Annotated in this window: 24 protein-coding genes; 17 read left to right on the top strand and 7 right to left on the bottom strand. The window is 68.9% G+C overall.

The annotated features are described in order from the left end of the window. Positions 1-5 precede the first annotated feature (5 nt). On the top strand, positions 6-578 hold the full coding sequence (locus BLW02_RS06455) for a 5-formyltetrahydrofolate cyclo-ligase (protein WP_026436165.1): 573 nt from the start codon (positions 6-8) through the stop codon (positions 576-578). Between the two features lie 78 nt (positions 579-656). After that, complete coding sequence (locus BLW02_RS06450) at positions 657-1,340, top strand: glutathione S-transferase family protein (protein WP_092697541.1); 684 nt, start codon at positions 657-659, stop codon at positions 1,338-1,340. Between the two features lie 8 nt (positions 1,341-1,348). Here BLW02_RS06450 and BLW02_RS06445 read toward each other — a convergent pair whose 3' ends face one another. Then, positions 1,349-1,804, bottom strand: a complete 456-nt coding sequence (locus BLW02_RS06445; RefSeq protein WP_092697540.1) for a hypothetical protein — start codon at positions 1,802-1,804, stop codon at positions 1,349-1,351. Positions 1,805-1,849: 45 nt separating this feature from the next. Here BLW02_RS06445 and BLW02_RS06440 point away from each other — a divergent pair, with 45 nt between their 5' ends. Beyond that, a complete protein-coding gene (locus BLW02_RS06440) occupies positions 1,850-3,106 on the top strand; it encodes a multifunctional CCA addition/repair protein (protein ID WP_092697539.1) in 1,257 nt (418 codons plus the stop codon). On the opposite strand, the gene trxC is transcribed toward BLW02_RS06440, so the two are convergent. The 3 genes from trxC to BLW02_RS06425 all read right to left on the bottom strand — a co-directional run bounded on the left by trxC (position 3,107) and on the right by BLW02_RS06425 (position 4,947). Further along, on the bottom strand, positions 3,107-3,544 hold the full coding sequence (gene trxC, locus BLW02_RS06435) for a thioredoxin TrxC (protein WP_092697538.1): 438 nt from the start codon (positions 3,542-3,544) through the stop codon (positions 3,107-3,109). A gap of 76 nt (positions 3,545-3,620) precedes the next feature. Next, positions 3,621-3,815 carry a DUF2905 domain-containing protein gene (locus BLW02_RS06430; protein WP_092697537.1) on the bottom strand — a complete coding sequence of 65 codons (195 nt, stop codon included), beginning with the start codon at positions 3,813-3,815 and terminating at the stop codon, positions 3,621-3,623. Between the two features lie 13 nt (positions 3,816-3,828). After that, positions 3,829-4,947 carry a class I SAM-dependent methyltransferase gene (locus BLW02_RS06425; RefSeq protein WP_092697536.1) on the bottom strand — a complete coding sequence of 373 codons (1,119 nt, stop codon included), beginning with the start codon at positions 4,945-4,947 and terminating at the stop codon, positions 3,829-3,831. A 10-nt stretch (positions 4,948-4,957) separates the two neighbouring features. Between BLW02_RS06425 and BLW02_RS06420 the strand changes: the two genes are divergently transcribed. From BLW02_RS06420 to BLW02_RS06390, 7 genes are read left to right on the top strand one after another with little or no spacing between them, the layout of a single operon-like run. Beyond that, positions 4,958-5,743, top strand: a complete 786-nt coding sequence (locus BLW02_RS06420; protein WP_092697535.1) for an SDR family oxidoreductase — start codon at positions 4,958-4,960, stop codon at positions 5,741-5,743. 22 nt (positions 5,744-5,765) lie between these two features. Further along, on the top strand, positions 5,766-6,137 hold the full coding sequence (locus BLW02_RS06415) for a dihydroneopterin aldolase (protein ID WP_026436173.1): 372 nt from the start codon (positions 5,766-5,768) through the stop codon (positions 6,135-6,137). Between the two features lie 5 nt (positions 6,138-6,142). Next, positions 6,143-7,099, top strand: a complete 957-nt coding sequence (gene ttcA / locus BLW02_RS06410; protein ID WP_244273634.1) for a tRNA 2-thiocytidine(32) synthetase TtcA — start codon at positions 6,143-6,145, stop codon at positions 7,097-7,099. A 42-nt stretch (positions 7,100-7,141) separates the two neighbouring features. After that, the gene (locus tag BLW02_RS06405; protein ID WP_026436175.1) at positions 7,142-7,720 is read left to right on the top strand and encodes a DUF4136 domain-containing protein; all 579 of its coding nucleotides are present in this window, start codon (positions 7,142-7,144) and stop codon (positions 7,718-7,720) included. 14 nt (positions 7,721-7,734) lie between these two features. Further along, on the top strand, positions 7,735-8,373 hold the full coding sequence (locus tag BLW02_RS06400; RefSeq protein ID WP_026436176.1) for a histidine phosphatase family protein: 639 nt from the start codon (positions 7,735-7,737) through the stop codon (positions 8,371-8,373). Continuing rightward, positions 8,357-9,526, top strand: coding sequence for a DSD1 family PLP-dependent enzyme (locus tag BLW02_RS06395; RefSeq protein ID WP_092697534.1), 1,170 nt, complete (start codon positions 8,357-8,359; stop codon positions 9,524-9,526). The genes BLW02_RS06400 and BLW02_RS06395 overlap by 17 nt, the downstream gene beginning before the upstream one ends. 21 nt (positions 9,527-9,547) lie before the next feature. Continuing rightward, positions 9,548-11,380, top strand: a complete 1,833-nt coding sequence (locus tag BLW02_RS06390; RefSeq protein ID WP_092697533.1) for a lysoplasmalogenase family protein — start codon at positions 9,548-9,550, stop codon at positions 11,378-11,380. Here the strand turns inward: BLW02_RS06390 and cobA are convergent, their stop codons facing one another. After that, positions 11,381-12,298 (bottom strand): uroporphyrinogen-III C-methyltransferase, encoded by a 918-nt coding sequence (gene cobA, locus BLW02_RS06385; RefSeq protein WP_244273633.1) that lies wholly within the window; start codon positions 12,296-12,298, stop codon positions 11,381-11,383. It lies immediately after the preceding gene. Between the two features lie 109 nt (positions 12,299-12,407). Here cobA and BLW02_RS06380 point away from each other — a divergent pair, with 109 nt between their 5' ends. The 7 genes from BLW02_RS06380 to BLW02_RS06345 all read left to right on the top strand — a co-directional run bounded on the left by BLW02_RS06380 (position 12,408) and on the right by BLW02_RS06345 (position 19,077). After that, positions 12,408-12,830 carry a c-type cytochrome gene (locus BLW02_RS06380; RefSeq protein ID WP_092697532.1) on the top strand — a complete coding sequence of 141 codons (423 nt, stop codon included), beginning with the start codon at positions 12,408-12,410 and terminating at the stop codon, positions 12,828-12,830. Next, a complete protein-coding gene (locus tag BLW02_RS06375; RefSeq protein WP_092697531.1) occupies positions 12,827-14,035 on the top strand; it encodes a cytochrome D1 domain-containing protein in 1,209 nt (402 codons plus the stop codon). The genes BLW02_RS06380 and BLW02_RS06375 overlap by 4 nt, the downstream gene beginning before the upstream one ends. A gap of 174 nt (positions 14,036-14,209) precedes the next feature. Next, positions 14,210-15,226, top strand: a complete 1,017-nt coding sequence (gene ahbB, locus BLW02_RS06365) for a siroheme decarboxylase subunit beta (protein ID WP_092697557.1) — start codon at positions 14,210-14,212, stop codon at positions 15,224-15,226. Next, the gene (locus BLW02_RS06360; protein WP_026436182.1) at positions 15,210-15,683 is read left to right on the top strand and encodes an Lrp/AsnC family transcriptional regulator; all 474 of its coding nucleotides are present in this window, start codon (positions 15,210-15,212) and stop codon (positions 15,681-15,683) included. Before ahbB (BLW02_RS06365) ends, BLW02_RS06360 begins: the two co-directional genes overlap by 17 nt. Further along, on the top strand, positions 15,670-16,152 hold the full coding sequence (ahbB, locus tag BLW02_RS06355; RefSeq protein ID WP_092697529.1) for a siroheme decarboxylase subunit beta: 483 nt from the start codon (positions 15,670-15,672) through the stop codon (positions 16,150-16,152). The genes BLW02_RS06360 and ahbB (BLW02_RS06355) overlap by 14 nt, the downstream gene beginning before the upstream one ends. A gap of 2 nt (positions 16,153-16,154) precedes the next feature. Beyond that, positions 16,155-17,414 (top strand): heme d1 biosynthesis radical SAM protein NirJ, encoded by a 1,260-nt coding sequence (gene nirJ / locus BLW02_RS06350; protein WP_092697528.1) that lies wholly within the window; start codon positions 16,155-16,157, stop codon positions 17,412-17,414. Further along, positions 17,407-19,077, top strand: a complete 1,671-nt coding sequence (locus BLW02_RS06345; protein WP_092697527.1) for a nitrite reductase — start codon at positions 17,407-17,409, stop codon at positions 19,075-19,077. Before nirJ ends, BLW02_RS06345 begins: the two co-directional genes overlap by 8 nt. Positions 19,078-19,295: 218 nt before the next feature. Here the strand turns inward: BLW02_RS06345 and BLW02_RS06340 are convergent, their stop codons facing one another. Together BLW02_RS06340 and BLW02_RS06330 are read right to left on the bottom strand one after the other, a co-directional pair. After that, positions 19,296-20,003, bottom strand: a complete 708-nt coding sequence (locus BLW02_RS06340; protein ID WP_092697526.1) for an ABC transporter ATP-binding protein — start codon at positions 20,001-20,003, stop codon at positions 19,296-19,298. A 175-nt stretch (positions 20,004-20,178) separates the two neighbouring features. Continuing rightward, the gene (locus BLW02_RS06330) at positions 20,179-21,405 is read right to left on the bottom strand and encodes an ABC transporter permease (RefSeq protein WP_092697524.1); all 1,227 of its coding nucleotides are present in this window, start codon (positions 21,403-21,405) and stop codon (positions 20,179-20,181) included. Positions 21,406-21,412: the final 7 nt, after the last annotated feature.

Genomic DNA, 21,412 nt, shown 5'->3' with positions numbered 1-21,412 from the left:
ATCTGATGGACAAAGCAGCCCTTCGGCGCGCATTGATACAAGAACGCCTCAATTTGCCCGACCGCCTACAGCGATCCGACCTGTTGCAGCAAGTCATGCGCATCTGGCTGGTGAACCGGCCCGACACCGTGATCGGCGCCTACTGGCCCATCAAGGGCGAGTTCGACCCCCTGCCCGCCCTGCACCGCTGGAAGGAAGACGGCGAGCTGCTGGACGAGCCCCTGCGCCGGCGCATCGGCCTGCCGGTGGTGAACAAGCAGCACAAGACGCTCACCTTCCACGCCTGGCACCCCGGCTGCCCCATGGAAGAAGACGCCTACGGCATTCCCAAGCCCAAGGACACCGAGATGATCGTGCCCACGCTGCTGTTCGTGCCCTGCGTGGGTTATGCGCCGGGCGGCTACCGGCTGGGCTATGGCGGCGGCTTTTACGACCGCACCCTGGCCACGCTGCAACCCAGGCCATTCACCGTGGGCCTGGGCTTCACCCACGGCTACCTCGACGACTTCGAGCCCGACGCGTTCGACCTGCCGCTCGATGCCATCCTGAACGACAACGGCGTGGTCTGGCCGGTATGAGGAACACATCCCTGATGTGGCCTGCTCTGCGGCCTTCTGACAGGTGACGGCGCTTCAGTTTCAAAAGAAAGGTGCACCATGATCCAGCTCTACATCGGCAACAAGAACTACTCGTCCTGGTCCATGCGCCCCTGGGTGCTGCTGCGCCAGGCGGGCATTGTGTTCGAGGAAGTGCGCGTGCGCTTCGACAGCTTCGAGGCCGGCTCGGAGTTCAAGCGCACCGTCGGCACTGTCAGCCCCACCGGCAAGGTGCCGGTGCTGGTCGATGGCGATCTGGTGGTGTGGGACACGCTGGCCATTGCCGAGTACCTGGCCGAAACCTACCCCGAAAAGCAGCTCTGGCCCCAGGACAAGGCGGCCCGCGCCCGCGCCCGCAGCGTCTGCGCCGAGATGCACAGCGGCTTCACCGCCCTGCGCGGCGCCTGCCCGATGAACATCGAGGCCAGCTTGCCCGACACCGGCGCCCTGCTCTGGCGCGACAAGGCGGCCGTGCGCGCCGACGTGCAGCGCCTGGTCGAGATGTGGACCGGCCTGCTCGCGCAATATGGCGGGCCGATGCTGTTCGGCCAGTTCACCATCGCCGACGCTTTCTACGCCCCGGTGTGCATGCGCCTGGCCACCTACGGCCTGCCGGTGCCGCCGCACATCGCCGCCTATGTGCAACGGGTGCGCGAGTTGCCCGGCGTGAAGGTGTGGATTGACGAGGCCCTGGCCGAGAAGGACTTTCTGGATTTTGAAGAACCCTACCGGTTGCGGCGCTGACGGGCCCGTTATCGGAACTGCTTGCGCAAAAACAGCCTGTGCCGCGCGATGTGCGCCAGCTGGGCCGGGGCCATCGTGCCGCCCAGGTCTTCCTCTTCCGCGTTGAGCACCGCGTTGGCACAGGCCAGCGCGCGCGCCACCACTTCCTCTTCGCCCACGCCCTGCTGCGCGGCCAGGTCCAGCGCCACGCGCTTCATGGCGCGCTGCGACAGCATCCACATGGCACCGAAGGCGTCCCAGGCGGCCGCGGCCTCCTTGAACTTGTCACGGTCGGCCAGGATTTCGCTGAGCGGCTTGGCCAGGATCTCCTGCAGGTCGTCCACCTTGGCCTTGAGGGTTTCGAACTGCGCCTCGCGCTGCAGGGCGGCGGCGGCCGCGTTGGCGGCGGCATCGGGCGCAGCGGGCACGGGCACGCTGCCGTCGGGGTTGAGCTGGGCAATGGTGAGGTCGGACGCAAGGGACATGGTGGGCTGGAATATACGGCCGGGGGCAGGTCCTAAACTACGCCGATGCAAATCTACATGGTGGGCGGTGCCGTCCGCGACAAGCTGCTGGGCCGGCCCGTGAACGACCACGACTGGGTGGTGGTGGGCGCCACGCCCCGGCAGATGATCGACCTGGGCTACCTGCCCGTGGGGCGCGACTTCCCCGTCTTCCTGCACCCCGAGACGCGCGAGGAATACGCGCTGGCGCGCACCGAGCGCAAGAGCGGGCGCGGCTACCGCGGCTTCGTGGTGCAAAGCTCGCCCGATGTGACGCTGGAGGAAGACCTCTCGCGCCGCGACCTCACGATCAATGCGATCGCGAGCAGCACAGATGGCTCAAGCGCTGAAGCGCTGTTTGATCCCTATGGGGGCGCCCGCGACCTGGAACAGCGCGTGCTGCGCCATGTGACCGACGCCTTCCACGACGACCCGGTGCGCATCCTGCGCGTGGCGCGCTTCGCGGCCCGCTTCACCGATTTTTCCGTGGCGCCCGAAACCATGGCGTTGATGCGCTCCATGGTGGCGCACGGCGAGGCAGACCACCTGGTGGCCGAGCGCGTTTGGCAGGAGCTCTCGCGCGGGCTGACGGAAGAACAGCCCTCGCGCATGTTCGAGGTGCTGCGCGCCTGCGGCGCCCTCGCCGTGGTGCTGCCCGAGGTGGACCGCCTGTGGGGCGTTCCCCAGCGGGCCGAATACCACCCCGAGGTGGACACCGGCGTGCACCTGATGATGGTGCTGGACATGGCGGCGCGGCTGCAGGCGCCGCTCACCGTGCGCTTTGCCTGCCTGGTGCACGACCTGGGCAAGGGCACCACGCCGGCCGACATGCTGCCGCGCCACATCGGCCACGAGCAGCGCAGCGCAAAACTCCTCCAAGGCCTGTGCGAGCGCCTGCGCGTACCCACCGAATGCCGCGAAACGGCCGACGTGGTGGCGCGTGAGCACGGCAACATCCACCGCAGCGGGGACCTGGGTGCGGCCGCCCTGGTGCGCCTGATCGAGCGCTGCGACGGCATCCGCAAGCCGGCCCGCTTTGACGACATCCTGCTGGCCTGCGAATGCGATGCGCGCGGGCGCCTGGGGTTTGAAGAAGCGCCCTACCCGCAGCGCCAGCGGCTGCGCGAGGCGCTGCTTGCGGTGCAGTCGGTTGCTACCAGTGTGGTAGCGGCCCGCGCTGCAGAATCGGGCGTTACAGGGCAAAAAGTGGGTGAAATGATCCACGCTGCACGCGTGCAGGCCGTGGCGGCCTGGCCAGGGCTGGTGCCGGTGCCCAGCGCCTGATCAGGCCTGCACCGAACGCACCCAGCGCACGATGTCGGCCGCGCCCAGCGCGCCCGAAATGCGCGCCAGCTCGCGCCCGCCCTGGAACAGCACCATGGTCGGAATGCTGCGGATGTTGTAGGGCGCGGCCACCTGCGGATGCGCCTCGGTGTCGAGCTTGGCCAGGCGCACCTGGGGTTCCAGCTCGCGGGTGGCCTGGGCAAACGCCGGAGCCATCTGGCGGCAGGGGCCGCACCAGGGCGCCCAGAAATCGACCAGCACCGGGATATGGCTGCGCTGCACATGCTTGGCAAAGCTGGCCGCATCGAGCGCCAGCGGCGCACCCGTGAACAGCGGCTGGTGGCAACTGCCGCAATCGGGCGCGCTGGCCAGTTGGGCCTGCTGAACGCGGTTGGTGGTGTGGCAATGGGGGCAGACGATGTGCAGTGCTTCGGTCATGGCGGGGCTTTCAGGGCAGTGTCTTTGGGACATCGGGCCACAGGCCGCGAAATTCAAGGCGCAGCAAAGTTGCGCTTCAAAGCCACTTCACCGCCAGGCTGAGCACAAAACTCAGCAGCACCGTGCTGGCCAGCGGAATGAACCAGTCGCGCCCGAACAGCCGGAAGCGAAAATCGCCCGGCAGCCGGCCCAGCCCCATGCGCTGTAGCCAGGGCGAGAGGCCGTTGATGAACACCAGCGCCAGGAAGACAACGATAAGCCAGCGGATCATGGCAAGGCCTGCTTCATAGCCTGTGCGAGCGGTCGCCGCGCGCAAAGCCCAGCGGCTCCCACGGCTCGCCCTTGCCGAGCGCCAGCACCTTGAACAGCTCGCCCATCTCGTGTTCCATGATCAATTTGGCCGCCAGTGCACGTTCTGATTGCGGCAAAAGCTCCATTTTCGGCAGCAAACCGCAGTTGATCAGAAAGTGCGCCTGCGTGGTGTAGCCCAGCACGTCGAGCCCTGCCTCCTGCGCCGCCAGCGCCATGGCGGTGAAATTGACATGGGCAGTGATGTCCTTCAGGCCCACGGCCACCAGCGGGTCGCAGTCGGCCAGATGGCCCTGGTGGCACATCACGGTGCCCATGTGGCGCTGGGGGTGGTAGTACTCGCCCTCGCCAAAACCATAGTCCAGCAGGAAGATGGCGCCGCGCTCCAGCCGGTCGGCCAGGGTGCGGATGAAGGCTTCGCCCTGGGCGTGGATCTCGGTCAGGTAGTCCTGCGGGCCTTCGATGGCTATGGGCGGGCGCAGGTCGGTGGGGCGGTCGGCCCAGGCAAAACTGCCGTCCTCGGCCACCACCACGCCGCGCTCGTGCCACCGCCCGCTCTCTTGTCCGCCGTGGCGGGCCAGCAATTGCACGGGCATGGCGTCGAGCACCTCGTTGCCCACCACCACGCCGCTGAATTGTTCGGGCAGCGCATCCACCCAGCGCAGCTTGTGCGCATGGGCCACCAGTTTGGCCTGCTGGCGCGCGCGCAGGCTGCCCGACAGGTCGACGATGGTGTAGCGCTGCACCTGGTCGCCCAGCGTGTCGAGCAGCTGCAGCGCCAGTGCGCCCGAACCCGCGCCGAACTCCCAGACCTCGTGGGTGCCAGTGTGCGCCAGGGCCTCGCCCACCTGCACGGCCAGCGTCTGGCCGAACAGCGGCGTCATCTCGGGTGCGGTCACGAAGTCGCTGCCCGACCCGGGCATGGCGCCGAATTTGGTGGAATCGTTGGCGTAATAGCCCAGGCCGGGGGTGTAGAGGGCCAGCGCCATGAAGCGGTCGAACCCGATCCAGCCGCCCGCGGCGGCAATGGCCTGGGCGATGTGGGTTTGCAGGGCGGTCGTTAAACTGTCGGGTGTTTTTGTCACGGCCCGCATTGTCCCCCACATGTCCATTTCTCCCCGACCGCGCACGGTTCTGGTGACGGGCGCCGCCCGGCGCCTGGGCCGCAGCATTGCGCTGGCGCTGGCGGCTGGCGGCTGGCAGGTGGCGGTGCACTACCGCGCGTCGGCCCAGGACGCTATCGATACCGCAGCTGCTTGCGCAGAACTGGCAGGTACCAGCGCCCATTTTGATGCGGATTTCTCTGACGAGGCCGCGGTGCGCGCCCTGCTGCCCCGGGTGATCAACCACTTTGGCAGCGTGGATGCAGTGGTCAACAGTGCCTCGCTGTTCGAGCACGACGATGCCCAGACCTTCGGTTTTGCCGCGCTGGAGCAGCACCTGCGCAGCAACACCGGCGCGCCCATCGTGCTGGCCCAGGCCCTGCACCGGCATCTGCAGGACCGCGCCGCTGCGGGCGAGGCCGACGCGCACGGCGCCGTGGTCAACCTGCTGGACCAGAAGCTCTGGAACCAGAACCCCGATTTCCTGAGCTATACGCTCTCCAAGGCCGCGCTCGAAGCCGCCGGCACCATGCTGGCGCTGGCGCTGGCGCCGCGCGTGCGGGTGGTGGGCGTGGCGCCTGGCCTTACGCTCACCAGCCACATGCTGAGCGACGAGAAGTTTGCCCGTCTGCACGCGCTGAGCCCGCTGGGCCGCTCGTCCACCGCCGACGATGTGGCCGCCACCGTGCGGTTTGCGCTGGAAAACCGGTCGATCACCGGTACCACGCTGCTGGTCGACGGTGGCCAGCACCTGATGAAGTTCGAGCGCGACTTTTCCCTGATGTGAGCGCATGCTCAGCCCCAATACCATGAACCAAGCCACCGGTCTCCAGACCCTGACCCTCACCGGGCTGCGCTTCGATGCCAACCTGGGCATCCTCGCGCACGAGAAAAACGCGCCCCAGCCCATCCAGGTCGATGCCGAGCTGAGCCTGGGCGCGCAGCCGCTGGCGCCGCACGACGACGACATCGCGCATGTGCTCGACTACCGCAAGGTGCGCCAGATCATCATCGACGAGTGCACGGCCGAGCATGTGAACCTGCTGGAGAGCCTGATCGGCAAGCTGGCCCAGCGGCTGATGCAGCTGCCCGGCGTGTGCGGCGTGCGCGTGAAAATCGCCAAGCTCGAAATTTTTGACGACTGCGAAGTGGCGATCCGCATGGAAACAGGACAGTGGTGAACGCAATGAATGCAATCGACAGCAACGCCTGGACGGGCGAGGAAGCCGCAACGGCGGTGGCGGAACCGGCCCGCGCGCCGGCCGACTTCAAGATCGAGCGCGAAACGCACAAGCTCGAAAAACGCCTGTGCCGCGAAGTGGGCAAGGCCATCGTGCACTACAACATGATCGAAGAGGGCGACAAGGTCATGGTCTGCATGTCGGGCGGCAAGGACAGCTATGCGCTGCTCGACATCCTGCTCAAGCTCAAGGCCCGCGCGCCCATCCATTTCGACCTGGTCGCCGTCAACCTCGACCAGAAGCAGCCCGGCTTTCCCGAGCATGTGCTGCCCGATTATCTGAAGAGCACCGGCATGCCGTTTCACATCGAGAACGAGGACACCTACAGCATCGTCAAGCGCCTGATCCCCGAGGGCAAGACCACCTGCAGCCTGTGCAGCCGCCTGCGCCGGGGCATTCTGTACCGCGTGGCCGACGAACTGGGCTGCACCAAGATCGCCCTGGGCCACCACCGCGACGACATCCTGCAGACGCTGCTGCTCAACATGTTCTTCGGCGGCAAGATGAAGAGCATGCCGCCGAAGCTGGTCAGCGACGACGGCCGCCATGTGGTGATCCGCCCGCTGGCCTTCGTGGCCGAGAAGGACACGGCACGCTGGGCGCAGCACCGCAACTTCCCCATCATCCCGTGCAACCTGTGCGGCAGCCAGGAGAACCTGCAGCGCAAGCAGGTGGGCGAGATGCTGCGCGATTGGGAAAAGCGCTTCCCCGGCCGCGTGGAGAACATGTTCAACGCGCTGCAGAACGTGGTGCCCAGCCACCTGCTCGACGGCGCACTGTACGATTTCAAGGGCGCACGCGCCACGGGCGTGGCCGACGAGAATGGCGACAAGGCGTTTGACGCCGAGGAATTCCCCGCGCCATCGGCCCTGCCCGGTTTGCAGGTGCTGCGCATCCAGTAAAGGTCGGAGCAGCGCTGCCGGCGCTTTTTTCAAGGAGCTGCCATGAAATGGATCACTTTGCCCCTGCTGTGCGCGGCGCTGTGGCTGACCGGCTGCGCCAGCAGCCGCCTGGTGGACAGCGATGTGCAGTCGTTCTCGCAGCTCGCCCGCGCGCCGGCGCGGCCCACCTACCAGTTCGAGCGCCTGCCGTCGCAGCAGGCCCAGGGCGCCCAGCAGGACGCCGTGGAAGAACAGGCCCGGCTGGCGTTGGCCAAGGTGGGCCTGCGCCAGGACAGCGCCGCCCCGTTCCTGCGCGTGCAGGTCCATGCCCGCACCAACCTCCAGGCCTATCCGGACTACTGGGATGGCCCCGGCTGGGGCTGGGGCGGCTGGGGCGGTGGCCGCGGTTTTCATGGCGGCCTGTCGATGCGCTTTCCACCTCCCACGCTGTACCGGCGCGAGGTCGGCCTGGTCCTGCGCGAGGCGGCCAGCGGCACCGTGGTGTATGAAACCCGTGCCGTGCACGAGGGCGTGTGGAGCGACAACCCGGCCGTGTTCGCCGCCATGTTCGACGCGGCCCTGAACGGCTTTCCCACCCCACCCGCCGGGCCGCGCCGCATCGTCCTGGAAATACCGCGCTGAGGCGCTCTGCACCCATGAACGCCACCCGCATCATTGCTGTTCGCCACGGCGAAACCGCCTGGAACGTGGACACCCGCATCCAGGGGCATCTCGACATCCCCCTCAACGACACCGGCTTGTGGCAGGCGCGGCAGCTGGCGCGGGCCCTGGCCGACGAGCCCCTGGCCGCCATCTACACCAGCGATCTGCAGCGTGCGCAGGCCACGGCCCAGGCCGTGGCAGATGCCACGGGCGCGCCACTCACGCCCGAGACCGCCCTGCGCGAACGCAGCTTTGGCGCGCTGCAGGGGCGCACCTTTGCCGAGATCGAGACCGCGCTGCCCGAGCAGGCCTTGCGCTGGCGCAAGCGCGACCCGCACTTTGCGCCCGAAGGCGGCGAATCGCTGACCGCGCTGCGCGAGCGCATCAACGCCACGGTGCACCGCCTGGCCGCACGCCACCCCGGCGAGCAGGTGGTGCTGGTGGCGCACGGCGGCGTGCTCGACGTGCTGTACCGCCTGGCCACCGGCCAGGAAATCCAGGCGCCCCGCACCTGGCAGCTGGCCAACGCCGCCATCAACCGCCTGCTGTGGACGCCCCAGGGCCTGAGCCTGGTCGGCTGGGCCGACACCCAGCACCTCGACCACGCCGCCCGCGATGAAGCCACTGCCTGAGACGCTGGAGGCCCGCATCGGCCTGCGCGTAAACCAGCTCGACACGCCCGCGCTGGTGGTGGACCTGGACGCCATGGAGCGCAACATCGCGCGCATGGCCGACTTTGCCCGCAAGCACCGCGTGCTGTGGCGCCCGCACGCCAAGATGCACAAGAGCGCCGAGATCGCCCTGCAGCTGCAGCGCGCCGGTGCCGTGGGCGCCTGCGTGCAAAAGACCGCCGAGGCCGAGGCGCTGGCCGCAGGCGGCGTGCGCGACATCACCATCACCAACCAGGTCATCGCCCACCCCAAGCTGCTGCGCGTGGCGCGGCTGGCCGCACGCCTGCAGGCCCAGGGCGGGCGCCTGGCGCTGGCGGTGGACAGCGCCGAGGGCATCCAGCGGCTGGCCGAGGCCATGGCCCAGGCAGCGCCGCAGGCGCGCATCGACGTGCTGGTCGAGATCGACGTCGGCCAGGGCCGCTGCGGCGTACCACCGGGCGAGCCGGCCCTGGCGCTGGCCCAGGCCGTGGCGCGGCTCACGCAGCTGCGCTTCGCCGGCCTGCATGCCTACCACGGCCGCGCCCAGCACCTGCACGGCGCGGCCGAGCGGCGCGATGCCATCGCGGCGGCCGTGCAGGCCGCGCGCCACACGCGCGACCTCCTCACCGCCGCCGGGCTGCCGGTGCCGCTGGTCACCGGCTCGGGCACCGGCACACTGGTGCACGAAGCGGCCAGTGGCGTGTATGGCGAACTGCAGGCGGGCTCGTTCCTGTTCATGGACGCCGACTACGCGCGCAACGAGCGCGAGCCGGCCCAGCCCGCATTCGAGCAGGCGCTTTTCGTGAAAACACAGGTCATCTCGGCGTGTGACAGCCATGCCGTGTGCGACGCGGGGCACAAAAGCCACGCCATCGACTCGGGTCTGCCCACCGTGGCCCTGCTGCCGCCCGGGCGCGCCCTGCGCTATGCCAACGGCGGCGACGAGCACGGCCTGCTGTATGCCGACAGCCCCCAGGCCCGGCTGCCCGCGCTGGGCCAGATGCTGTGGCTGGTGCCGGGGCACTGCGACCCCACGGTGAACCTGCATGATTTTTTGATCGGCGTACGCGGCGGGCTGGCCACGGGCGTGGTGGAACGCATCATCAGGGTTGATGCCAGAGGCGCCTTGACCTGATTGGGGCAAGAATCCGGCGGCATGAGCCCCAGCCAGATCATCGTTCTCGCCACGCCCGTATTCTTGGCACTGATCGCCATCGAGCTGGCCGTCGGCATCCGGCGCCAGCGCAACACCTACCACCTGGCCGACGCGGTGAGCAGCATCAGCCTTGGGGCTCTGAGCCAGACCAGCGCGGTGTTCACCCGGCTGCTGCGCATCGGCATCTACACCGCGCTGTTCGAGCAGGTGGCGCTGTGGCGCAACGATGCATTCTGGACCAGCCTGCCCGGCTGGCTGCTGGCGCTGGTGTTCTACGATTTCTGCTATTACTGGCTGCACCGCATGGGGCACGAATCGGCCGTGCTGTGGGCCGCGCACGCCGTGCACCACCAGAGCCAGGACTACAACCTCGGCACCGCGCTGCGCCAGACCAGCTCGGGCGCGCTGCTGGGCTGGGTCTTTTACGTGCCCATGGCGCTGGCCGGCGTGCCGCCGCTGGTGTTTGGCGTGGTGGCGCTCATCGACCTGCTCTACCAGTTCTGGGTGCATACCGAACAGGTGGGGCGCCTGGGCTGGTTTGACCGCTGGTTCTGCAGCCCCAGCAACCACCGCGTGCACCACGCCGTCAACGACGCCTACCTCGACAAGAACTACGGCGGCATCCTCATCCTGTGGGACCGCCTGTTTGGCACCTTCAAGGACGAGGACGCGCAGGAAAAATGTGTATACGGCACGCGCGGCCGGCTCGATAGCTGGGACCCGGTGTGGGCCAATGCCCAGGTGTATGCGGGGCTGGCGCACGACAGCTGGCACGCGCGCCGCTGGGGCGACAAGCTCAGGGTGTGGCTCAAGCCGCCAGGCTGGCGGCCGGCCGATGTGGCCGAGCGCTTTCCCAAGCCGGCCTTCGACATCGCGCAGATGCCGCGCTTCAACCCGGCCATGGCGCCGGCCACGCGCTGGTTTGCCTGCGTGCAGTTTGCGCTGTTGCTCGCGGGTATTTCGGTATTTCTGTGGCACGCCGACAGCGCCCCGCTGGCGCACAACCTGGCCTGGTTCGCGGCGCTGCTGGCCGTGCAATGGGCCCTGGGCGCCGTGGTGCAGGGGCGCATCGGCATGCTGTTGGCGCTGATGATCGAAGCGGGCGCCCTGGCCACCGCCACCAGTGCCGTGGGCTGGACCGAGTGGCACTGGTTTTTCAAACCCCTGGCGATGGTCATTGCTATTATATTAATAGCATTTAATGCTTTATCCATAGGCGACAAAAGCCAATTCGATGCAAAACCCTGGGCCACGATGGTGCTGGCGCTGGTGCTGTCTCTGGCCGGTGATGTGTTCCTGATGCGGAACGGATTTTTCATTCCCGGCCTGGTGAGCTTTCTGGGCGCGCACCTGGCCTATATCGCCCTGTTCCGCCGGGGGGTGCCGTGGTTTGCCCACCGCGGCGCAATGGCAGGCACGCTGGCCGTGGGCGCCGCCATGTACGCCTTTTTATGGGCCGGTGGCCTGCCCGCCGCATTGCGCGGCCCGGTGGCGGCCTATGTGCTGGTGATCGCCCTGATGGCCGCGCAGGCCCTGGGGCGCGCCCAGGTGCTGGGCAGCAGCGCGGCGCGCAAGGTGGCGGCGGGCGCCTGCTTTTTCATGCTGAGCGATTCACTGCTGGCCACCCACCGCTTTGTGCAGGCCTTGCCCATGGCGCAGTTCTGGGTGCTGTCCACCTACTACGCCGCGCAGATGCTGATCGTCTGGGGCTGGCTGCGGAACCCCTCGCCCCTGCAGGCAGACGCCACCCCAGGGGCTGGCGCACCCGAGTGCGCAGCGGCAATCCCAGCGGCGCTCGACCATCCCCGCGCCGTGGCGACCCGCGCAGGCTGATCAGGCGGTGCAGGCCCGTGCCGGTGCGGGCGCAGCGTCGGGGGACCCCGGCAAGCCGGTGAACACCCCGATGGGCGATCCGATTTGCGCCTGCAGCGCCACCGTTTCACCAATCATGATCAGCGCAGGCGGATGCACGCCGTGGGCCACACTCAGCGCGGGCAGTGTTTGCAGCGTGCCCACGATGCTGCGCTGGCCGGGCAATGTCGCACGCTCGACCATCGCCGCCGGTGTGCTGGCGGGCAAGCCATGGGCGATGAGCTGGGCACAGATGGTGGGCAGGGTGCCCACGCCCATGTAGATCACCACGGTCTGGCGGGGCCGCGCCAGTGCAGCCCAGTCGAGCGCAACGGTGCGCTCGCCCTCTTCGCCCTGCAGGTGGCCCGTGGCAAACACCAGCATGGCGGAATGGTCGCGGTGCGTGAGGGGGATACCCGTGGCCGCTGCGGCACCCTGGGCCGCGCTGATGCCGGGCACGGTCTCGCAGGCAATGCCCATAGCGGCCAGCGCCTGGGCCTCCTCGCCGCCGCGCCCGAAGATGTAGGGGTCACCCCCCTTGAGCCGCACGAGCGACCGGCCGCTTTGCGCCAGCCGCACCATCAGATCGATGATGCCCTCCTGCGGCAGGGTGTGGTTGCGGCTTTGCTTGCCCACGTAGATCCGCTCGGCGCCGGGGGCCACATGCTGCAGCACGTCATCGGACACGAGGTGGTCATACAGCACCAGGTCGGCGCTGGCGAGCACGCGGGCCGCCTTGAGCGTGAGCAGTTCGGCATCGCCGGGCCCGGCGCCCACCAGGGTCACCCGCCCCCACTCGGAAGACGCCAGCCGGTTGGAAGGACCACCCGAAAGGGCGGCGGGAGTGCTGTCGTGGGAGGGCAGCGAAGTGGGGCAGGCGGTATCCATCGGGGTTTCCATGTGGAACGGGGCACGGTTGTAAGGCAATGGCTCGATTGTCAAAACGCCAGGGTCTGCCGTCCTTGATAAACATCAAGGACGATGGCGGCAAATCCAGCGATATTGGGCCATGCACGACAAGAACGCGCCGCAGTCGCACCGCCTTGCACAGGCGGGCACCTCACCCAAGGCCGGCAGCTCCCTGCGGGGCCTGCCCCGGCTCGGTATCTGGCTGGCCTTGCTGGCCGGTACCGCCGGACTCCATGCCCAACCCGTCCCACCCACCGCGCCACGCCAGCAAGAGCTGGTGCGCATGGTGCGCCAGGACTGCGGCTCGTGCCACGGCCTGCGCCTGACCGGTGGCCTGGGCCCCGCACTCACCCGCGAAGCCCTGGCCGACAAGCCGTTCGACTCCATCGTCGCGACCATCTACCACGGCCGCCCCGGCACGCCCATGGCGCCCTGGAAAGCCATGCTCAGCGAAGCCGATGCCCTGTGGATTGCCCAGCAACTGTTCGCCGGGTTCCCCGAATCTGTGAAAGACCGTCCATGAAACGCCGCCACTGCCTGAGCCTTCTGGGCACCACCCCGCTGCTGCTGAGCGGCTGCGCCAGCGTTGCCGGGGCTTCCGGCGCCCCCGCCGACCTGCCATTGCGCGGCACGGGCGACCTGGGTGTGGTGGTGGCGCGCGCCACCGGCACCCTGGCCATCGTCGACACCAGCCAGCGCACGCTGCTGGCCCAGGTGACCGGCCTGGGCGACCTCTCGCACGCCTCGGTGGTGTTCTCGCGCGACGGCCGCTACGCCTATGTTTTCGGGCGCGACGGTGCGCTCACCAAGGTCGACTTGCTGACGCGGCGCATCACGGCGCGGGTGATGCAGGCGGGCAACTCGATTGGCGGCGCCATCAGCGCCGACGGCAGCCTGGTGGTGGCGCAGAACTACACGCCCGGCGGCATCAAGGCCTTCAACGCCGCCACGCTGGAGCTGGTGGCCGACATTCCGGCCGCGTACGAGAACGGCCAGCTCTCGCGCGTGGTCGGCCTGGTCGATCTGCCGGGCCGGCGCTTTGCCTACAGCCTGTTCGACGCCAACGCGATCTGGATCACCGACCTGTCCGACCCGGCGCGCCCCGTCACGACCCAGCTGCCGAACATCGGCCGCCAGCCCTACGATGCGCTGGTCACGCCCAATGGCCGCCACTACATCGCGGGCCTGTTCGGCGAGGACGGCCTGGCCATGGTGGATCTGTGGGAAGAGAAGCCCCGCGCGCGCCGCATCCTGGCCGGCTACGGCCGGGGCCAGGAGCCGCTGCCGGTCTACAAGATGCCGCACCTGCGCGGCTGGGCCGTGGCCGGGCGCCGCGCCTACCTGCCGGCCATCGGCCGCCACGAGGTGCTGGTGGTGGACACCGACACCTGGCAGGAGGTGGGCCGCATCCCGGTGGCAGGCCAGCCCGTGTTCGTGATGGCCCGGCCCGACGGCCGCCAGGTGTGGGTCAACTTCTCGGTGCCCGACTACCACCGCGTGCAGGTCATCGACACCACCACGCAGTCCATCGTGCGCACCCTGGAGCCCGGCAAGGCCGTGCTGCACATGGAATTCACGCCGCGTGGCGAATCGGTCTGGATCAGCTCGCGCGACGACCACCGCGTGAGCGTGATCGACACACAGAGCTTTGCTACCCAGGCCACCCTGTCGATCGATTCACCGAGCGGCATCTTCTTCACCTCGCGCGCCGCGCGGCTGGGGTTTTGACATGGCCCAACCCCCTGAGCGGCTGCGCCGCTTCCCCCTTCTCTCGCCTCGCTGCGCGACGCGGGAAGGGGGACGCCGCCAGCGCGGCGGGGCGGCCCTTGCGCGGCGTCCGCTGGCCTGGGCCGCGCCAGTTTCATGGCCGGCGGGCAAAGCGCAACACAGCGGATGGACGGCATGCTTCTGAATACTGACCTGCGCCTGGCCCTGCTCAACCCCTGGCAGCGCGATTTTCCGCTGGTGCGCGAGCCCTTCGCGCACATTGCCACCAGCCTGGGCATGGCCCCCGATGAAGTCCTGGCGGGCTACGCCCGGCTGCAGGGCGAGGGGGCCCTGAGCCGCATTGGCGGCGTGTTCGCGGGCAACGCCGGTGGTGCCGCGCTGCTGGCCGCCATGGCCGTGCCGCCCGAGCGGCTCGATGCCGTGGCCGCCGTGGTTTCCAGCCACCCGGGCGTGAACCACAACTACCAGCGCGAGCACCACTACAACCTCTGGTTCGTGATGACCGGGCAGGACGACGCCGCCGTGCGCGCGGCCATGCAATCGCTCGAAGAAACCACGGGATTGATCGCGCTGCAGTTGCGCATGCTGCGCGCCTACCGCATCGACCTGGGCTTTGATCTGCGTGAACGCACCGCCCCGGCCCCCATGGCGGCCGCACGCGCGGCCCAGCCGGTGGCCGAGGCCGACCGCCCGCTGGCGGCCCTGCTCGAAGACGGCCTGCCGCTCACGGCGCGCCCCTACGACACCTGGGCGCAGGCGCTGGGCCGCACGCCCGAATCCGTGCTGCAGACGTTGCAGCAGTGGCTGGACGAAGGCACGCTGCGGCGCATCGGCGCCATCGTGCGCCACCACGAACTGGGTTTCGACGCCAACGCCATGACCGTGTTCAACCTCCCCGACGCGCAGGTCGATGCCTTTGGCGAGGCACTGGCACGCGAGCCCGGCGTGACGCTGGCCTACCGGCGCGAACGCGCCGAGGGCTGGCCCTACAACCTGTACTGCATGGTGCATGGCCGCGACCGTGCCGCCGTGCACGAAGTGATCGCGCGCGCCATTGCCGACGTAGGCCTGGCGCCGTACCCGCACGAGGTGCTGTTCTCGTGCCGGCGCTTCAAGCAGACCGGCCCGCGGCGCTTTCGTGCCCTGCCCGCAGCCACCGCCCCGGAGGTGCTCGATGCTCTCGCCGGATGATGCCCGCCTGCTGGAACGCCTGCACGGCGAACTGCCGCTGACCGAGCGGCCGTTTGCCGACGTGGCCGCCGAGTTCGGCTGGACCGAGGCCTACGTGATCGGTCGGCTTGCTGCACTGCTGGAGAGCGGCATGCTCACGCGCTTCGGCCCGCTGTTCCAGATCGAGCGCGCCGGCGGCCTGTTCGTGCTCGCCGCCATGGCCGTGCCCGAGGAGCGCTTTGATGCCGTCACGGCGCAGGTCAACGCCCACCCCGAGATCGCGCACAACTACCGGCGCGACCATGCGCTGAACATGTGGTTCGTGCTCGGCACCGAAACACCGGCGCGGTGCGCGGCCGCCATTGAGCGCATCGAGGCCGAGACCGGCTTGCCCGTGCTGGCCTTCCCCAAGGAGCGCGAGTTCTTCGTCGAACTCAAGCTCCCCCTCACGAGCGGAGCAGCCCATGGCGCTGGATGATTTCGACCGCGCCCTGATTGCCGCCACCCAGGGCGGCCTGCCGCTGGTGCCGCGCCCCTACGACGCCGTGGGCGAACGCCTGGGCGTGTCGGGCCAGCAGGTGCGCGAGCGCCTGGCGCAAATGCTGGAGAGCGGGCTCGTGCGCCGCATTGGCGCCGTTCCCAACCACTACCGCCTGGGCTTCACCGCCAACGGCATGAGCGTGTGGAACGTGGACGATGCGCTGGTGGACGCTTTAGGCGAGCGCATCGGCCAGCTGCCCGGCGTGAGCCACTGCTACCGCCGACCGCGCCGACTGCCAGCCTGGCCCTACAACCTGTTCGCCATGCTGCATGGCCGCACGCGTGCCGAAGTCGAGCAGCAGGCCCTGCAAGTACGCGAGCTGCTGGGCTCGGCCTGCACGGGCCACGACATTCTTTACTCCACCGCCATCCTGAAGAAGACCGGATTGCGCCTCAAGGAAAACTAAACATGTTCCGCATCAGCCACTACATGCGCGAGCTCGCGCACGCAGAAAAAACCGGCCAGTACCCCGAGACCGTGCTCGCGCGCCGCGGCAGCGGCGGGGCCCCAGGCCCGGTCGTCATCTGGAACCTGATCCGCCGCTGCAACCTGACCTGCAAGCACTGCTACGCGCTGTCGGCCGACCACGACTACGAGGGCGAGCTGTCCACCAACGAAGTGTTTGGCGTGATGGACGATCTCAAGGCCTACCGGGTGCCGGTGCTCATCCTCTCGGGTGGCGAGCCCTTGATGCGGCCCGACATTTTCGAGATCGCCGAGCGCGCCAAGGCCATGAAGTTCTACACGGGCCTCTCGACCAACGGCACGCTGATCGACGAGGCCATGGCCGACCGCGTGGCCGCCACGGGCTTCGACTATGTGGGCATCAGCCTCGATGGTCTGCGCGAGACGCACGACCATTTCCGTCGCCTGGAAGGCGCCTTCGAGCGCAGCCTGGCCGCCGTGCGCCACCTGCACGCGCGCGGCGTCAAGGTGGGGCTGCGCTTCACCATGACGGCCATGAACGCGCACGACCTGCCGGCACTGCTGGAGCTGATGCGCACCGAGGCGGTGGACAAGTTCTATTTCTCGCACCTCAACTACGCCGGGCGCGGCAACATCCACCGTGGCAAGGACGCGCAGTTCCAGGCCACGCGCGACGCGCTCGACCTGCTGTACGAGCGCGCCTGGCAGTCCGCGCTGGAGGGCCGCGACGAAGACTACGTGACCGGCAACAACGACGCCGACGGCCCCTACCTGCTGCAGTGGGTGCGCGCGCGCCTGCCGCAGTGGGAGGCCCCGCTGCGCGAGCGCCTGGTGGCCTGGGGCGGCAATTCGAGTGGCGTGAACGTGGCCAATATCGACAACCTGGGCACCGTGCACCCCGACACCATGTGGTGGCACCACGACCTGGGCAACGTGCGCCAGCGCCCGTTCTCGGCCATCTGGTCCGACGCCTCCGAGCCGCTGATGGCCGGCCTCAAGGCGCACCCGCGCCCCGTGGGCGGGCGCTGCGCACAGTGCCACTACTTTGCCGTGTGCGGTGGCAACACCCGCGTGCGTGCCCAGCAGCTCACCGGCGATGCCTGGGCCGAAGACCCCGGCTGCTACCTGCGCGACGACGAGATCGGCCTCGAAGCGGGCAGCGATGCGCAGCGCGTGGCGGTCACCCCGTTCAGCAGGGGCCGCCGCATCATAGCCATCCAACCGGAGAACGAACATGCGTGACACCCTGCGCCACCTTGCTGCAGGTGCCGCGCACCTGGCCCTGAGCGCGGGCCTGCTCTGGATGGGCCACAGCCTCGCCCAGGCGCAGCCCCACGGCACCGCAGCGGCGGCCGGCACGGTGGCCACCCAGGCTGCACCGCCCACCACCGCGACCACCGCATCTGCCGCCGCGCTGTACCGCGAACACTGCGCCAGCTGCCACGGAGCCCAGCGCACCGGCGGCATGGGCCCGGCGCTGCTGCCCGAGAGCCTGGCGCGCCTGCGCCGCCCCGAAGCGCTGAAGGTCATCCAGGAGGGCCGCGCCGCCACGCAGATGGCGGGTTTCGCCGGCACGCTGGCACCCGCCGACATTGCGGCCCTGACCGACTGGATCTACCAGCCCGTCACCCCCACGCCGGCCTGGAGCGACGCCGATGTGCGCGCCTCGCGCGTCGAAACCGCAGGCGCCAGGGACCTGCCGGGCCGCCCCGCCTGGAAGGCCGACCCCATGAACCTGTTCGTGGTGGTGGAGGGCGGCGACCACCATGTCTCGCTGGTCGATGGCGACCGCTTCGAGGTCATCCACCGCTTCGCCAGCCGCTACGCGCTGCATGGCGGCCCCAAGTTCACCCCCGATGGGCGCTTTGTGTTCTTTGGCTCGCGCGACGGCTGGATCACCAAGTACGACCTGTGGAACCTCACGGTGGTGGCCGAGGTGCGCGCCGGCCTGAACATGCGCAACGTGGCCGTCAGCGGCGATGGGCGCTGGGTCATGGCCGCCAACTACCTGCCGCGCACCGTGGTGCTGTTCGATGCCGACCTGCATTTCGTCCAGCGCTATGACGCCACCACGCTCGACGGCAAGGAGGCCTCGCGCGTGTCGGCGGTGTACGACGCGGCCCCGCGCAAGAGCTTTGTGGTGGCGCTCAAGGACATTCCCGAGGTCTGGGAGATTTCCTACGACCCCAAGGCGCCGCCCATTTATGACGGCCTGGTGCACGACTACAAGATGGGCGAGTCCATCGCCAAGCCGGGCTACCACGGGGTGCGCCGCACCCCCCTCGACGAGCCGCTGGATGATTTCTTCTTTGACCAGGACTACCGCCATGTGCTCGGCTCGACCCGGCCCAAGACCGGTGCAGCCGACGGCGCCCCCACAGCGCAGGTGGTCAACCTCGATGTGCGGCGCAAGATTGCCGAGCTGCCCATTGCCGGCATGCCGCACCTGGGCTCGGGCATCACCTTTGTCTGGAACGGCACCACCGTGCTGGCCAGCCCCAACCTGAAAGACGGCGCCATCGACGTGATCGACATGAAGAACTGGAAAACGGTCAAGACCATTGCCACGCCGGGCCCCGGATTTTTCATGCGCAGCCATGAGGCCACCCGCTACGCCTGGGCCGACTCGATGATGAGCCCCACGGCCAAGGACACACTCACCCTGATCGATAAAGCCACGCTCACGCCCGTGGCCACGCTGCGCGAGCCCGGCCGCACGCTGGCGCATACCGAGTTCACCAAGGACGGCCGCTACGCGCTGGTGAGCGTGTGGGAGACGGACGGCGCGATCATCGTGTTCGATGCGCAGACGCTCCAGGAAGTCAAGCGCCTGCCCATGAGCAAGCCCGTGGGCAAATACAACGTGTGGAACAAGATCACGCGCTCGGAAGGCACCTCGCACTGACAGAGCACATCCCCCTGAGCGGCTGCGCCGCTTCCCCCTTCTCTCGCCTCGCTGCGCGACGCGGGAAGGGGGACGCCGCCAGCGCGGCGGGGCGGCCCTTGCACGGCGTCCGCTGGCCTGGGCCGCGCCTGTGCGGCGGGTTGGGTCACAGCCCGCACCGCTTTTGCCACATATTTGATCGCTTTTAGCGCTTTATTGACGGGCGCTACAAGCCATTTTTATTGGGAATTTTCGGATGGAGCGATGGGCTCATCGCGCGCAATGCGGCCGTCGATCAGCTCCACCAGCCGGTCGCAGCGCGCGGCCAGGCGCGGGTCGTGCGTGACCACCACAAAGCTGGTGCCGCGCTCGGCATGGATGCGGCGCAGCAGCGCGAACACCTCGGCCGAAGAGGCGGTATCGAGGTTGCCCGTGGGCTCGTCGGCCAGCACCAGCGGCGGGTCCATGACCAGCGCGCGCGCAATCGCCACGCGCTGCTGCATGCCGCCCGACAGCTCGCCCGGCCGCTTGTCGATGGCCTGGGCCAGGCCCACGGCGTCCAGCAGGCTGCGTGCGCGTTCGCGCTGCGCGGCACTCACCCGGCCTTCGGCCATGAGGGCTGGCAGCGTCACGTTCTCCAGCGCCGAGAAAGCCGGCAGCAGGTGGTGGAACTGGAAGACGAACCCCAGCGTGCGGCGCCGGCGCAGCGTGAGCGCGGCATCATCGAGTCCCTGCACCGCCTCGCCATCCAGCCGGTAGCTGCCCGACGTCATGCGTTCCAGCAGGCCCAGGATGTTGAGCAGCGTGCTCTTGCCCGAGCCCGAGGGGCCCATGAGCGCTATGAACTCGCCACGGCGCACCTGCAGGTGGATGCCGTGCAGCACCTCGGCCTCGCTGGCGCGACCTACGTTGTAGCTTTTGCGCACATCGCGTAGTTCGATCAACATTTTTGCAATCCATTGCGCTGCGTATCGCCCGGGACGCAAGAAACCGGCGCAGCCAAGGCCAGCGCCCCCCGCGCAAGGGCCGCCCCGCCGCGCTGGGGGCGTCCCCCTGCCCGCAGTGCGCAGCACTGCGAGAGCGGGGGGAAGCGGCGCAGCCGCACAGGGGGGAATCTCATCACTACATGCGGATGGCCTGCGCCGGGTCGAGCGCCGCCGCACGCCGCGCCGGTGCCACCGCTGCCAGCACGCCGCAGACCGAGGCAATCAGCGCCACCTGCAGCGCCGTGGCGGGCGGCAGGGTGATGGAAAACAGCGGCAGGCCGTCCGATCCGCGCACGAAGTGGGTGAACACCCAGATCAGCGCCACCGCCAGCAGCAGGCCCAGCACCGAGCCCAGCGCCCCCACCACGGCGCCCTGCACCAGAAACACGCGCAGCACCTGCCCGCGCGTGGCGCCCATGGCGCGCAGGATGCCGATCTCGCGGCTCTTTTGCACGACAGACACCACCAGCACGCTGGCGATGCCCAGCACGACAACCGCCAGAACCACCCCCCGGATGATGCCCGTGCTGATCGACTGCGCATTCAGCGCCGACACCAGCTGGGCGTTGGTTTCCTGCCAGCTCTCGATCTTGTAGGGGAACCGGGACTGCAGCGCGCGTGCCAGGGCCTGGGCGACCCACACATCCTTGAGGGTCAGATCCAGCTGGCTGGCGCCGCCGGGCAGCGCCAGCAGGCTCTGCCCGGCGCGCAGGGGCACGATCACGGTGCGCCGGTTCAGGTCCTTCACACCCAGGTCCACCAGGGCGGTGACGCGCACGGAATCGCTCACGCTCCCAGTCTGCACCGTGAAACGGTCGCCCACGCGCACGCCCAGGTCCTGCGCCAGCTCGCGCCCCACGATGGCCTCGCCGGGCGACAAGCGGGCGCTGCCGCTCACCACCTTGGAGCGCAATCCCACCACCCGGTCATAGCGGTCCAGGTCGACGCCCATCAGGGCGATGGCCTGCGATGCCTCGCCGCGCAGCGCCAGGCCGCTGCCCGACACCATGGGCGAGACCCCGGCCACTTCGGGCAAGCCCTCCAGCAGCGGCACCAGGGCCTGCCAGTTGGCCACCGCGCGCAGGCGCTGCGCACGCGGCTGCGTTTCGGTCAAGACGGCCGTGCCGGGCGCCGGCACGGCCGCCGGAGTGACGAGATCATCAGGGGCCCGCAAGGTGATGTGCGCCTGGGTGCCCAGCGTCTTGGCCAGGGTGTTCGATTGCAGGCCGTTGATCAGCGCCGAGATATAGGCGATCACCGCCACCCCCGCCGCCACGCCCACGATGATGAGCACCGTCTGCATGCGCCCCTCGCGCAGAAAGCGCAGCGCCACACGCAACTCGAAGCCGGGCCAGATCCACATGACCGTG

It is taken from the genome of Acidovorax soli (genome assembly GCF_900107605.1).
GTDB classification, from domain to species: domain Bacteria; phylum Pseudomonadota; class Gammaproteobacteria; order Burkholderiales; family Burkholderiaceae_C; genus Acidovorax; species Acidovorax soli.
The sequence above is the reverse complement of the archived record's forward strand: the minus strand, read 5'-3'. Positions and strand labels throughout refer to the sequence as shown.